Source organism: Polycladomyces abyssicola (assembly GCF_018326425.1).
Lineage (GTDB): Bacteria > Bacillota > Bacilli > Thermoactinomycetales > JIR-001 > Polycladomyces > Polycladomyces abyssicola.
The window spans coordinates 529,569-544,521 of sequence record NZ_AP024601.1 but is presented as its reverse complement, the minus strand read 5'-3'; the positions used below and the strand labels follow the sequence as shown (position 1 = coordinate 544,521).

The window sequence follows — 14,953 nt, the reverse complement described above, 5'->3', positions numbered from 1 at the left end:
AATCACCCCGTATATGATTACTCCCGGTCTCCAGTTTCTCCATTCTTTTTTTCGATTGCCCGTGTCATCTGCTGCCACACGGTACCGCTCGCTTCTTCGCCTTTTTCGATACGCTCGAGCGCCATCCGTACTTGCAGACGCACCTCGAATTCGGGATCGTTCTCGGCTTCACGCAAGGCCGGAAGTGCCGATTCGTCCCCCACTTCGTAGAGAAAACGGGCTGCCCGCCACCGTACCAATTTATTGGGATCTTTGAGCGCTTCCGCCATCGGTCCGATCGCACGGGGATCACCGAGGTCGGACAAAGTATCGCCCGCAGTACGGCGAACAATGGGGGAGGGGTCTTTCAAGGCTTTCAACAACAATGACAATACATCGGCATCATCCACTTCCCCCAGATAAGCCACGGCCAATCTTCGAACGGACACATGGGGATCGGACAACGCCTTTTGCAGTACGGGCAATGCCTCCCGATCCGGTTGTTTCATCCGCGACAATGCGGCATATCGCGTTTCCCAATCCGGTTCGTCCAACCGCCTGGCCACTTCATCCGCATCCAATCGCTCCTCTTGAACTGTTTCACCCGCTTGTAACCGGAATGCCTCCTCCACCATCCGGTTCAACCGGGCGGCATCATATGCTGCGGCTATTTCCTTCACCACTTCTTCACCTACTTGGTTCACATCTCCGTACCGAACCCCTCGCTCTTCCCATTTTCGTTCCATGATGACATTGGGAGAAGCCATTTTCAGCTTCATCGTTGCCTCCAGGAAACGATCGGGCAGACCGAAACGGGTTTCTTCCCCGTTTTTCACCACTTTTACCTGAATGGGAATACCACGGAACGTCTGAACGAACACCTGTACTTCGCCAAATCCGTCCGGTGCCGCTTCCTTCTGTTCATCCGTGGTTTGAACATCCCCCTCTCCGCCCAACACTTCCCGAGCGGCAGAGAGGATCTCCTGCCAATCCGCTTTGGGATGGCGTTCCAGGGCGATGAAATCTGATACCTGAAACACTCCCTTGACCCCCGGAATCTGCAACAGGCGACGTACATAGTCCGGTGCTCCTTCGGCCTGTTCACGGGTGACGTTGATGCTCACCCCTGCAGGCAACCGCTCATCCATGTTCAATTTCATGGTGTTGGGACTCGGTGTGGGTTCAATCGAAATCACTTTCATCGTATTCGTCCCCTTCCGTTCGCATGATGGTCTGGACGTATTGTATCATATCCCGTTCCACGCCCTCCAACTGCGGAAACCAAACGATAACGGATATATTCCCGTCCAAAGGCGTGATAAAATAAAAAAGGTTGATACCAATACATTAGGACTGGAGCAAACCGATTTGATCAAAGGAGCATGGACTGATGAGGAACTCACACAAGGGTGAATGGATTCGTAATACATATGAAGTGTTGAAAGTATTTCCCCTTCAACTGGGAACGCTGTATTTCACCCGGTTCCACCCTGATCCGACAAAAGTGGATGTCACCCAAACGGGTACCCGCTTCATTCTTGCAGTTCCGGCCACTTCCCTGGCAACGGATGCACCCCTGACGGCGCTTTTGGAAAGGGACGAATCACGGTTTGTATCAGCGGAAGCGGTGTTTGTCGAAAAGGAGACACTGTACTGGGTGTATCGCCGCATGCCGGACACCTGGCTTGCGTATCGGCTGCTGTCCCCCCATCGCGTTCCGGAGAGGGAGATTCCCTTGCTGTTGCAACAGGTGGTCAGGGCGTGGATAAAGATAGAACGGAATGGAGAATGGACCTTTATCCATCCCGAGAACCTCTTCCTGGAAGACAGCGGACAGATACGCTTTCTGTACGGTGGTCCCACTTGGCTGACACGCCCTCCCCTGTTCCCACCGGATGAGAGAGTTCGTTTGGGTTTGCTGGCGTATTCGCTATTGACCGGTCAACGGATGCCGTTACATGTTACAATGGAAACCCTCCGTTCCCTGCCCGAAGATCCCGTTGTTCCAAATGCATGGAGGTCCTTTCTCCGTCGGATGTGTCAAGCATCGCCAACAAATGTCCCTTCTTGGGACGAAACATTGGAACTGTTGGAGCAAACCACACGGATCCTCTCCAGGCCGGAAACAACGGGAAGGGAACATACCGCATCCGACCCGACCACCGGCACCGCAAAGAAAGTATCAAGTGCGTCTGAACGGACTGCACCGGCACCACATGTCCCAACCGCCTCCATTCCTTGGTGGAAGCGCAGAGCCGTTCAACTGGGAGCGGCCGCAATTGGCGGATTGATGCTGTTGACCGCTGCCGGATGGGGTATCACGCAAATGATCATGTCCAATACGGACTCTGCAGCATTAAGCCCGTCCCAATCCAAACAGGCGGCAATCTGGTACAACCAATCTCTGGCGGCGTATCAAGCGAAACAATACGATCGGGCATTGGACTTGGGTAAAAAAGCTTTGGCAGCCGATCCGAGCAAACAGGGATATTACCTGCATGTCGCCAAATTACACCAAATTCGCGGAGACTTCCAAAACGGCGTGCAAGTCATGAAACAAGCTGTGAAACGCTTCCCGCAAGACCCCGCCATGCAGGACGGATTGGCCATGCAGGCGTATTATGCCAAGGATTTTATGGCCGCCAAAACCGCCAGCGACAAAGCTGTGCAAATGAACCCGTCCAATCCTGTCTATTTCTATCACAACGGAAAAATTCTCAGCGCGCTGGGAGATTACGCACATGCATCGGAGATGTTGAAAAAAGCGATTGCCTTGGACAGTCGGCAACCTTACTATCACTATGACCTATCCGTATATCAATACCGGTTGGGACAAATCGATCCCGCCATCCGCTCCGCCAAGACCGCGTCCGATATGGATAGTGGTAATTCCCGATACAAGATGATGTTGGGTATCCTGTATCTGAAAAAACGAGAACTTGTCAATGAAAATCCGTCGCTTTTACCGGAAGAGAAGGAGGCGCAAAAACGAAAATGGGCACAAGAAGCGGTGAATGTATTCGATTCGTTGGTGAAGAAACAGGCACTGAATGAGGGAGGGTATTATTACGCGTCCGTCGCTTTCTACTACGCGGGACGGCTTCCCGAAGCGACAAACGCCATTCAGCAGGCATTGAAAGCGAACAACCGACACGCTTTGTATCACTACCATTACGGCGTCGTGCTCGCCGCTTCAGGCAAGCGTAATGAAGCAATTGCCCAATTTCGACAGGCGGTTCGTTTGGAGCCGAATCATCCTTTATACAAAAAGGCACTCGACCAATTACAGAAGTGATCCACAACTTTTGACATCATTTTTAAAGTTGGTACTTCCGATTTTCACTGATTATGCTAATATAGAAAAATAGGGAAGATGGGCAAAATTTGAATAAGGTGGGGAGTGGAACTGTTGCGGACGCTAATTTTGACTTTGGCTCTCCTACTTGTCTCATTCCCGGTCGCAAACGCCGCACCAGTCGACGTCAATGTGGGTGTTGACCCGCAACCGATCACCGATGAGGTGAACCAAACTGTCGACGATGTGACCGATTTGGTCCGTGAAGTGGTTCCGCCGGTAGTGGTACCGCCTGTGGATGAACCTCCGGTGGATCAGCCTCCGGTTGACCAGCCGCCCGTGGATGAACCTCCGGTAAATCAGCCGCCTGTGGATCAACCTCCGGTGGATCAGCCGCCTGTAGATGAACCTCCGGTGGATCAGCCGCCTGTAGATGAACCTCCGGTGGATCAACCTCCGGTGGACCAGCCGCCCGCGAATGAACCTCCGGTAAATCAGCCGGGAGATGAAACGCCTGTGGAGCAACCACCGGCCAACCCGACACCCGTGAATCACCCGAGCAGTGGAGGGCAACATGACGGCGGACGTCAGGTGACGGTGGACAAGCCTTCCTACAGCGCACCCACCGTCGTACAACCGGAAGAAATCAAACAACAATCGTTCCACAAATCGGGCGCTTCAGCACCCCAGCTGGAAACCCAAGAACTGCCGAAAACGGCTACGCCGTACCCCAATCTGGCATTGGCGGGCGGATTGTTGCTCGTCTGCGGTGCAGTGCTGTATCGGTTCCGTCCGCAAAAAGGCTGAGCGGCTTTGATGCGCAAATTGGGGCTTCTGTTGATGGCTGTGGGTGGCTTGCTGGTGGGCTGGAGCGGGTACCAATGGTGGACAGAAAGCCACACAGCTGTGTACGACCCGAAAACGGCGCTGGCGTATACGCCACGGACCCATCCCAACGATCCCGCGCTGTCCAGGGGGATCCCACCCTATCCTGCTCCACGAACGGGAGAAACATTGGGGCAGTTGATCATCCCTCGTATCGGAGCCATTTTGCCCATCGTGGAAGGAACCGATGAGGACCAATTGGCCAAAGGAGTGGGACACCTTCGCGGCAGCGCCCTTCCGGGCGTCACCGGCAATGCGATACTGTCCGGGCATCGGGATACGGTTTTCCGTCGGATGGGTGAAGTGAAAAAAGGCGATTTGCTGGTGGTGAGAACCGAAGCAGGCACTTTTACCTACCGGGTGCAAAAAATGTGGGTGACCAAACCAACGGACCGGTCGGTACTCGCTTCCAAACCCACGCCGATACTGACATTGACCACCTGTTATCCTTTCGGTTATATCGGAAGCGCACCAGATCGCTACATCGTGGAAGCAGTACTGATTCGGATCGATTCGAAAAAAAATTAAAGCGGAATCCCATCTTCCCACTATTTAAATCCGGGCCATTGGGCCCGTTTTTTTGTGGAATTTGCCCACGATGGGATTTCCGCTCTTTTTGCTTCTTCTAGAGTGTGTCCGGTAAATACTGTCGGAATTGCTTCCCCGGCTCGTCTTACGCCCGGACCTAAGATTGATTAAATGCCTACACCTCACAATAATATACGGGTTCGTCATACAGTCGCAAGGAGTCCGACCACTGTCGGCAAAGCTTTTCCCATTCATCCGAAATCACTTGTTGGGTCAACAAGTGTAACGGAATGCGGAGGTTTAATAACCTACCGCTGACAACAAATCGGGTGACACCCGCTGGCATCACATTTCCGCTCAAAACGATCTGCTCCAACTCTTCCAACCTGCAAACAGGATAACGGAGAATCACCTTCCCCTCATCCGGCAGCTGTCCGCCCCCTTGTGGCAAACGCTGAACGGCGCAGTTCCGGCTGTAGGCATCCACCACCTCATGCCAGAGATGGAGACGGGATAAAGCATGATTGCACTCTTCCACCGGCACCAGGAAGAAACTCCGTCCATCCTGCTCCACCACTTCGGCCACGGGATTCGCCTCATCAACCCGTTCCTCCCAACGCAGCCGAGGATGATGCCTCAAACGGTCCAACCACGTACCGACCGGCACCATGTGCTCCCAAGATTCCAACATCACCTCTTCCTTGGTCACCACTTGCAACGGAATCCGGAGACACCCCAGTTTTTTCAGCGCACACGTGCGATGTGCCCCGTCGATGATGAGATACCGACCGTCCCGCATCCGGATGCCGAGCGGTGGATGTCGCAGAACCCCCTCCCGTTTGATCGCTTCACAGATTCGGTGCAGCCGGGAAGGTTCATGGGCCTCATGCAGACAGATTTGGTCCGTGTCAATCAACTGGAGTGTGGACAATAGATTGGTCATGTGTGGAATCACCTCCATCTCCCGCTTCTTTCTCCGTCTCTCCCAGATAGATGTGCCGCGGGTGCGGATGACTGAGAAAATCATGGTGGGAAATCGCCCATCCATAGGCGCCCGCATGGGAAAAGAGAATCACATCTCCGATTCGCACGCGCGAAACGTACACATCCCTTGCCAGTACATCCTTCGGTGTGCACAGCTGCCCGACGACCGTAATTTGAGCATCGGTCAGCACTTTTCTCGGAAACGGATAATCCCACCGCTCAACGGGGAGAACGCGAAACGGGTGGCTGTGTTGCCAGGAAACGGGCAAGCGAAATTGATGCGTCCCGCCACGGACGATGACAAAATGCTTCCCATGATTTTTTTTGATATCCAACACTTCCACTGCATAAAATCCGCAAGCAGCGGTCAAAAACCGGCCGCACTCGAACAGGACGGTGACACCGGGCGGACATTTGGTTGCCAACATGAACTCCAACCGCCTGACAAACAGATCCCAGTCGAATTGTTTATCCAGTTCGGTATAATTGATCCCGATGCCGCCACCCGCATTCAGATAGGAGATGCTCAAACCGAACATTTCGACCCATTCCTTCACCCGATCACAATAATATTCAACCAACCGGACATGCTGTTCCGCATCCAGATTGTTGGAAATCGAATGCAGGTGAAATCCCTCCACCCTGACGGACGGCAATTGCTGAGCCAATCGGATCACATCGGGGATTTCCGGTTCCTCAATGCCGAATTGCGTTGGGCGTCCCGCCATCGCCAACGTGGCCTGTGGCAACGGTCCCTTCAGATTGACACGCAACAGGATCGGAACCGTGATGTTCCGTCTGGCGGCAATGGTGGCCACCCTTCGCAGTTCATGTTCACTCTCTATGTGGATGAGTTGAACGCGATGATCGATTGCCCCTTCGATTTCCTCATCCGTTTTGCCCGGACCTCCGAATATGATCGGGATATCGGGCGCAATCACTCTCACCTTTCGGATCTCACCGATTGAGGCGACTTCAAACCCGTCAACGATCGGTGTCAATGCACGCAATATCGGCTCCTCCGAATTGGCCTTGATCGCGTAAAACAAACGGCAAGGCTTGGGGAGTGTTTGCACACATCGACGCACATGCTCCCGCAAATCATCCAGATCATAAATGAAAGCGGGAAGTGACCCGCGACCGTTTTCCCTCTCCGACAAAATATATCTCTCCACTCGATTCATCAGTGGTTCCCGTTCCTTGATCAAAGCTTCGGCTTTCATTTGATATCGATTCAGATGGGCAGACATCGCCCGGAACGACACACCTCTCTCATCTCCCAATACAAATGCCCGAATCCCTTGCTGATACAAGGCGGGAAAGTCCTCTTCCGCCCGCGGGATGGCACAGTAGGGCACCCCCCGCCGACTGGCGCTTTCCTGTACCCGTTTCAGCGCTTCCTTCACGATCGGGGAACGGGTCTGCCAGGGGATTCCGTAAGACTGGGAAAGATCGGCGGCTCCTTCCAGCACCATATCGATTCCCGGCACCGACAAAATCTCATCGATTCGTTCCACCCCTTCCCGGTCCTCGATCATGACGACCACCATGATCTCTTCATTGGCGACCCGGATATATGTAGGCAGATCCATTTTGGCAAAACCGGCTGGGCGGCCGCTGTTCAGACTCCGATTCCCCTCCGGATAATAGCGACTCGCCCGCACAGCGGCTTCCGCTTCCTCCTTTGACCGGACATGGGGCACTACTACTCCTTGCGCACCCGCATCCAGCGCGCGCAGGATGGGACCGGGCGAACAATCGGGAACCCTTACCAAGGCAGCCAAATTGATCGCTTCGGCGGCGCGGATCATATTTTCCAGTGTCTCCAGATTGATGGACACATGCTCCGAGTCAATGATGACAAAATCATATCCCGCACAGCCAATCATCTCCACCATCAATGGCGCGGGAATGGAGGAAAACAATCCGTAGACTATTTTCCCCTCTTGTAATTTGCGTTTCACGGCGTTGGTTCTGAGCATTTCGTTCCCCCTTCATTCACTGAATCTCTCATTGACTACTGTCCAATTGTTTTCTCGGTTCCCTCCACCTGCGCCTTTCAAGAAAGTAGATCATGGCCGCTCGACCCGGGGCGCAGGACGCGGGTAAAGTACGCTTCGCTCAGAGGAAATTGCCCGCGATTTGATTCCTGCTCTATCCGGGTCTTCGCTCGGCTAGGCTTAGTAAATCGCTCACAGGGAAAACATTGCCCCCTTACGGATTGACGCTGTTACTACGATGCGGAGAAATGGAATCGGAGTCTGCGACTTTGTCAACAAGCTGAGACGCATGATACGGGTCTCAATTGGTCGCTACAGTGTACAATGGATTTTCCACCTGATGAATCCGCAATTCCGTATCGGGATACAAACGGCGTTTGGTCAATTGCTCCACACCGATCGTCGGTACGAACAAGTCAAACAGCCGGAAACGTTCCTGCAACGCCGGAAACTGTCGTTGATAGGTTTCAATCACTTGTCTGGTGAGCGACCAGAACCGGCTTTCTTCATACCCGTAATGATCCGCCAGAAACATCGCCAGTTCTCCGAGGTTGATGAAGAAAAACGCATCCAGCACAAAATCTCTCACCAATTGAAGATCGTCTGTTTCAATAAACGAGTTGCGGTTGACACGTGCGTGATATTCCGGTGTTGCCAAGAGGTTGGGGCATTTTTCGGGATCAGCAAGGTGATTTTTGGCAAACCGGATCCCGTCGTGGAAATCTTTGAGCGCCAACCGGCTCGGCCATCCCTGCCGATGAATCAGTACCATGTTTTGCGCATGGGATTCCAATGCCACTCCGTGTGCGTACAGCAGGTGGATGATGGGCAGCACACTGGTCTCCAACAACTGCTTCAGCCATGGCTCCACACCGTATTCCCGAACCCAGGGATCGATCAACGGCCGTCCATCCAGATCCACTACGCTCAGCGCATTGAAAGGTACCGCTTCTTCCCCCGCGTCCATATAGGAATGCAGACTTTCCCGCCAGATACAACCCAGCACCCCGTAAGTAGCTGATTGTACCAAATCGGACAATGCGGGTGGATCATACGAGATCCCCATCACTTCTCCCAACAGTACAACCCGTTTTTGTTCCTTCAGGTAAGGGTCGCTCTCCACGAGCCCCTTCAGCCAATCGGTGACAGCCGGTGCATTCACCACCGTATGCGGCGCCAATACACGACCGGTGGAAGTGTTGACGATACTCATGGCCAGTTTGAGATAAGCTTTTTCAGGTGAAGAGAAATTGGCCAACGTTCGAATCGACTGTTGCGGGCGATACACATCCTTGGACATGCCCAACAGAATGAGCCGTTTTTCCCGCAATTCCCGGTGAAACGAAGGGACAATCCGGTTTTGCCATTGCCACGGATGGACCGGTACCCAAAGATAATCGTCAGGATCAGCTCCCTGGCTCCGCACTGTTTCCGCAAACCTTTCCACCTGCTCTTGACCCAGCTCCGCCAACAGGAATGCATCGACATCCAGATCCCGAGAAACGGCCCAACGCGTTGCGTCCCGGCGTACCGCCAGCCACAATGAACGGATATCTGGTTGAAACTCAGGTCCGTATCGATAATGGTCGATATAATCAAATCCGATCCGAGACTTGTAACCGGGATGATAGGGATGGCCGTCCATCACTTTTCCTTCCAGATCGTCATAACCGCTTCCCTCAAATGATTGTTGTTGTTGAAAGCGATGGTATTGAGCCAGTGTATCTTTGATCAGGGTCTGTTCCAATTCTTCGATGAAATGGACCAAACGGTTTTCATCCGCCCCGATCGCCTCGCGGGTCTCCAGCAAAAATTGCCCCAGTGATTCAGCTTCCGTCGTCACGTTCCCGACAGAGCGCATCACCGGTCGGTTAGTGAGACGTACGCGACCGAACGTAAACCTTCTGCGCCCCGAGCACGTATAGGTCACCCGGTTTCCCGTTTCATCCCGGCCTTCGATGGAATAGACTGCCTCTTCTCCTTGATTTTCCGCCTGATAACGGACAATTCCCTCATAAATCAGTGACTCGATCAATTGACGGAAAATGCGCCGCCGTACTGATACCAGCTGTTCTGACTGTAACGCCTCAACGACCGTTTTCTCCATCAGTTCCACCTCACACAGGCCAACGGGTTGGGGATGTCCACATAGAGCGGTGTTTCCCCACGTTTTTGGAAACAACTGATCCAATTCGCCTTGGCCGGCAAGCTTTTTCCTTCCAACAAATCCATCAGATAGGGCTTTCTTTCCGATGATGCGAACAAACCGGAATCTCGCAGAACTTCACCAACTGTCCGCCACAGTGAAACTTCATCCAATTGGCTGTGGAAAGCCAACGTATGGATGAGATGACCCAGGTGATTGACAAACACATAGTATTTCAACCGGTGCCACGCTTCACGGTCCGAATAGAGAGCCGGACTGTCCTCGGCCACATCGGACAAAAGATTTTTCCCCACCCGCTCTCGGCTGATGCTGACGCCTTCCAAATCCCGCACGTAAAAATGGACAGGCCAACCGTCTTGTATGGTAACCATCGCATTTTGTACATGCGCTTCCATACTGACCCCATGTTCCAAAAACAGCCACAATATCGGCACCAATGAGATTTCCAAATATTGTTTCAACCATTTTTGCACGTGAGAGCGTTCCGGCTGCGCCTGTTCCATCTTTGCCGATAAACGCACCGCTTCCCAGATGGGAGCTTCGCCTGCCGATGGAGGTTGTTCCAAAAGAGCCGCTACCACGGTTGGAGACGCTTGGACGAATTTTTCATCAGATTGGAACAAGGGATTCTCCCGGAAAATGACTGCCAAACTTTCAGCCAATCGTTTCCGCTCCTCCGGCGTTGCCTCTTTCAGCGAAAGTGTGCGATATCCCGCCTCCAGCAACACAGTAAAACCGGCGTACGGAATCTGTTCGTTCAATCGGGCGAGAACCCGGCCAGCGTCCACGGTCCGCTGCACTTGCTCCGGCGGATTGACCCGGACGAAGTTGGTGATGCGCACATCGAGTGGCAACTTGTAAATGAAGGCGTGTGTGGGATCCCAAACGGTCCGCACGGAAGACGTCGGATATACCCGGTTTCCCTGTTCACCCAAGTCTATCAATTGTCCCGTCCGAATCAGCTGTTGTACCAGGGGCCATTGCTTGACATGTTGTGCCTGCCAAGGGTGAACGGGCAACAACTTGAAGTGCTGACGCTCCGGCGCCAATTTCCGCTTCGCCGCTTCCAAAACCGGATCAGGAAACAGCGTCTCATCTGAATATCCCAAAAGCGTCTCCTCTACCAGTTCCGGGTCCGCAGCGAAGTAGTGCAGGGCGAAAGAAGCTCCCATCTCCGGTGCATAGCGGGACAAATCATCCGGTTCAAAACCTTCCGCACTTTTGGGGGTAGGGTGAAACGGGTGTCCGTAGACCAATGATTGTTCCGCCGCCAACATCCGTTCTTCTCCGGTAAAATCCCATAATGAACGATCGGATTGCAAACGGCTTCGTACATACTGCCCCGTTTTCCGGACCGAATTGTGGATCTGGTCGAGCATCAAACGGACCCTATTGTCTCCGTCACCCGACTTGGCATGATGGGCAGCCATTTCCCGGAGAAGGAGGCCTGCCATTTCGATGGCATTTTGCAGTCGACGGCAAATTGCCTCCCCTTTCACATCCTCCTCCACCCAAAAAGCGGAACCGTAACGATGATGCCCGAAAGATGACAGATAGCGGATGGCACCCCAAATCGTTCTCCCGGTCACCTTCAGCTCAATCTTCATCGGCAACCCTTGTTCATGGATTACCTCCCGAACTGATGCCGGCAACCCCATCCACGCAGGGTGATCCGGATCGATGGTCGGGTTAAAAGTTTCCGTCTCCCGAAGGTATGCATTCAACAAACGTTCCATTGTCGCGGCTTCTGCCAGCATCATGCTTTTGTCGGCAGATGGCTCAGCAGACATAACAAACGGTTTATTGGTCATCTTTCATTTTCCACCTCTCGAAACCTACTTGAATCGAGGGAAGAACCACGGATTTCCAGCTTTCGCTCCTGTTCAAGGCAACAGCTCCTACAAGAAACGTCATGCCCATGATCACGATCAACCACCCGTTGCTCAACAATCCCCCGAGCACGGCGACAGTCAAGGGGCCCAGCAATTGGCCGAGAACAAGAAAGGAATTGGCCGCTCCGATCCAAAGCCCCCTGTTTTCCTTGGTCGATTCCTCTGTGACCGCCAACATCACCGATTGCATAACGGCACTAAAACAAAACCCCTGCAACAGGCGCAGCGGAATGAGCCAGTAGACATGGGAAGGCACCACCTGCAACAAAATGCTGACCGCACATCCCAGCACCGCCCAAAACAGGTTGATCTCCACTTTGCGCCGGTCATTTTGCACTCCCCACCAGGGAGCGCCCAGCATACTGGCCCCCCAGGTAACCGCCTGCAATATGCCCACCCATGTGGAGGCTTGACCGTCCGTTCCGCCTAATCCTTGCACATAGGGGGCAAATACGACGACAAGCCCAAAAACCCCGATTTGTGCGCAGAGTCCCGCGATGAGAAAGGAACGTAACCGAGCATGCCCCATCAAGGTAATCCAGGTACCGTACACGCGGGTTTTCGGAGTTTCCTCTGCTTTGGGCTTGTACGTCTCACGCAACACGACCACCGCCACTGCGCCGCTGATTCCCGTCAGAACACCGATAGCCCACAACAACGCGCGAAACCCGATCCAGTCCGCCAATACACCACCGATGAGCGGACCGATCAGGGACCCCGCCGCTGTAGCGCTCTGCAGCATCCCCAGCACTTTTCCGCGCTCCTCCTTCGGTGCCTCGGAGCTTGCATAAGCGGAAGCAGCATCGACAACCCCGCCGAACGCCCCCTGAAGCAGACGGCAGAGAAAAAATTGAAACGGGGTTTGGCAAAAGCTCATCAGCAAAAGACAACCGGCGAGGCCGAACAAGGCTCTGACGACCATCCACTTGCGCCCCCAGCGATCCCCGATTCTCCCCCACACGGGCGATACCAGACAGAGGGTCACAGCCGGAGCGGCCACGCACAATCCTGTCCAAAACCGGTTGGCGGCCGGATCCTTGACACCCAGATGGGTTAGATAGAAAGGGAGCAGCGGAACCATAACCGTCAACCCGGCTGTCGCCAAAAACTGCCCGCTCCAAAGAACTGCGAAACCGGCGTTTCGCCCCAACATCACGTTCATCTTTCCAGACTCCGCAACGGATTATGGGTTTCTCCGGTTCCTGCTGGCATACCGCCGCCTCCTGTACCGGTTCGCTTCAACAGCGGGGCGATCAAAAGACGGGTCGGCCATGTCGGATGGGTCAACAGTTGTTTGACCGCAACATCACGAACCGTCTCGGGCAAATCCAATGTCGCCAGACACGTTTGAATCGCATCCCGTATCACCCGCCAAAACAATGCTTCATCGATCGCATACACCCGTGACAGAACATCGATGATGGCGTAGAGGTTCACCTGAATCCCCAATGTTTGAAAATAGGAGAGCAATGCCTCGGGCGATTCCAGAATCAAGCTGTTGGGTGTCCCGGGCTTCACAATATATCCGGGATCCGCCAACCCTTCGCGTTTCAGCCAGGGAAGATGGACGCGTACGGTGTCATGGTCCCGCAGCATCAATCCGTCGATCCTTCCTCCCTTGATGACAAGCAACACGTTCTGACCGTGAATCTCCGGCATCATCCCGTATCGAAACGCAATCAGCGCAGTACGGATCAACGGCTCACAAATCTCGCGAAACAGGCCCAATACATGTTCCGTCTCATCGGTTTGACCGTATCGGGAACGGAGCAACCCGGCAAATACAGGCAACTGCCCATTGGGGTCCGTCACCGCCAAAGAAGACATCGCGATCAACTGAACTTCCGAATCGCCGACAAGGTGATCCGGATACTCCCGAATCAGACAGGCGAGATGCCCCGGTTTGTCCTCAAACGGGTCCCCCTGAGGATCATGAAATCCGAACCACATCTCCTCCCTGCAGAGATGCAGCCTTTTGTGCAGCATCGGCTCCCGCTCGATCAGCTGTTCCAGCAGACGCTGTCCTTTCACTCCGTTGGTCAAGTAACGGGGTGGAACAATGCGCAATGCGGCAAGTGAGAAGATGCCGATCGGCAATTTGATATGGTATCGGTCATTATGCACGGGAGAAAGCGTCCGTACTGAAGAAGTGGCCACAAATCTTCCCAACCCGCGCATCAGAGGAATACAAATGCCGCTCTCCATCTCCTGTTGAAACAGCTCCGGCAACACGTGCTTCATCTGCCAGGGATGGACGGGGAGAACCGCATAATCCCGACGATGCAGCCCCTCTTGCACCATCGCTTCTTCCAACTGTTGACGCTCATCGTCCTGCAGCAGCAGATCCTGGATCGCTCCCGCCTTTTCCCCTTGAATCAGATAGTCCCTTCTCAGGGCCACCCAATCCAATCCGAATGAGTGACCGAATTCCGGACTGTACGTCCTATAAGCGTTGCGGTCCCACCCTTTTTTCGCCCGTGAAGTCGGGTGAAACGGACGATCTCTCAGTGATGACAAACGTTCCATGCGGAGAAATGGGGATGGGGGAAACCCATCCCGCTCACTGTAAAACGATTGTGCCGCTTCCATCGAAAGCGCCGTATGTTCAACCGCATCTTCCAACTCGGTGAGAAAGCCGTCCAGATTCGGCATCAAAACGGCGCGGTCCTCATCCAAAACAGAATCGGCCAAAATCCGCATCAAGCCAACTGGATCGAGCGATTCCGCATTTACTCCTTCCGTTCCCCTCGAGATCAGAAGAACCGGCAGCCGGCTCAGTCGATATGGTTGGATAAACCGTTGGGGGCGTACCCGGAACAGCAGGCTGCGGTCGGTATCTACATCCAGACGGAAATAAAATTCTCCATCTTCCAACTCCCATTGTGGAAGCAAATCCGTATCACAACAGCTCGTGGTGACAATGCCCCGATCAATGATTCCCAAGAGATTTTCGTGCAACAGCGCATTGACCAAGTCGTATAAAACCATCTCGGACGCTTTTTTGCGCAATGTTTCTTGATCGGAAACAGTGGCGGTGATATTGCCGACCCATGGTATGTACAAATGGGAACCTCCTTCCAAGACGTGTCTCATGGATTGCCGCACGTTCCTAGTAGCGTGTCTGGTGAATACTGTCCAATTGCTTTCCCGGCTCACTCAACCTGCGCCCTGTATGGAAGCAGGTCATGGCCACTCCGCCCCGGAGACAGGCCGCGGGCAAAGT

The 14,953-nt window shown here is 53.7% G+C and carries 10 protein-coding genes; 3 read left to right on the top strand and 7 right to left on the bottom strand.

The window, feature by feature from the left end; translation table 11 throughout:
• Positions 1 to 17: 17 nt before the first annotated feature.
• Positions 18 to 1,181 (bottom strand): conserved virulence factor C family protein, encoded by a 1,164-nt coding sequence (locus KI215_RS02760; RefSeq protein ID WP_212774066.1) that lies wholly within the window; start codon positions 1,179 to 1,181, stop codon positions 18 to 20.
• A 188-nt stretch (positions 1,182 to 1,369) separates the two neighbouring features.
• Here KI215_RS02760 and KI215_RS02755 point away from each other — a divergent pair, with 188 nt between their 5' ends.
• The 3 genes from KI215_RS02755 to KI215_RS02745 all read left to right on the top strand — a co-directional run bounded on the left by KI215_RS02755 (position 1,370) and on the right by KI215_RS02745 (position 4,687).
• Positions 1,370 to 3,274, top strand: a complete 1,905-nt coding sequence (locus tag KI215_RS02755) for a tetratricopeptide repeat protein (protein ID WP_212774065.1) — start codon at positions 1,370 to 1,372, stop codon at positions 3,272 to 3,274.
• 114 nt (positions 3,275 to 3,388) lie between these two features.
• The gene (locus KI215_RS02750) at positions 3,389 to 4,081 is read left to right on the top strand and encodes a hypothetical protein (protein WP_212774064.1); all 693 of its coding nucleotides are present in this window, start codon (positions 3,389 to 3,391) and stop codon (positions 4,079 to 4,081) included.
• Between the two features lie 9 nt (positions 4,082 to 4,090).
• Entirely contained in the window at positions 4,091 to 4,687 is a 597-nt protein-coding gene (locus tag KI215_RS02745) for a class D sortase (RefSeq protein WP_212775033.1), read from the top strand.
• Positions 4,688 to 4,862: 175 nt separating this feature from the next.
• On the opposite strand, the gene KI215_RS02740 is transcribed toward KI215_RS02745, so the two are convergent.
• From KI215_RS02740 to KI215_RS02710, 6 genes are all read right to left on the bottom strand, one after another.
• Complete coding sequence (locus KI215_RS02740; RefSeq protein WP_212774063.1) at positions 4,863 to 5,630, bottom strand: ParB N-terminal domain-containing protein; 768 nt, start codon at positions 5,628 to 5,630, stop codon at positions 4,863 to 4,865.
• Positions 5,596 to 7,653 carry an aldolase/citrate lyase family protein gene (locus tag KI215_RS16235; protein WP_420830165.1) on the bottom strand — a complete coding sequence of 686 codons (2,058 nt, stop codon included), beginning with the start codon at positions 7,651 to 7,653 and terminating at the stop codon, positions 5,596 to 5,598. The genes KI215_RS02740 and KI215_RS16235 overlap by 35 nt, the downstream gene beginning before the upstream one ends.
• Before the next feature lie 319 nt (positions 7,654 to 7,972).
• Positions 7,973 to 9,778 (bottom strand): IucA/IucC family protein, encoded by a 1,806-nt coding sequence (locus KI215_RS02725; protein ID WP_212774062.1) that lies wholly within the window; start codon positions 9,776 to 9,778, stop codon positions 7,973 to 7,975.
• Positions 9,778 to 11,649 carry an IucA/IucC family protein gene (locus KI215_RS02720; protein ID WP_212774061.1) on the bottom strand — a complete coding sequence of 624 codons (1,872 nt, stop codon included), beginning with the start codon at positions 11,647 to 11,649 and terminating at the stop codon, positions 9,778 to 9,780. Before KI215_RS02720 ends, KI215_RS02725 begins: the two co-directional genes overlap by 1 nt.
• A complete protein-coding gene (locus KI215_RS02715) occupies positions 11,639 to 12,892 on the bottom strand; it encodes an MFS transporter (RefSeq protein WP_212774060.1) in 1,254 nt (417 codons plus the stop codon). The genes KI215_RS02720 and KI215_RS02715 overlap by 11 nt, the downstream gene beginning before the upstream one ends.
• A complete protein-coding gene (locus KI215_RS02710; RefSeq protein ID WP_212774059.1) occupies positions 12,889 to 14,793 on the bottom strand; it encodes an IucA/IucC family protein in 1,905 nt (634 codons plus the stop codon). The genes KI215_RS02715 and KI215_RS02710 overlap by 4 nt, the downstream gene beginning before the upstream one ends.
• Between the last annotated feature and the right edge of the window lie 160 nt (positions 14,794 to 14,953).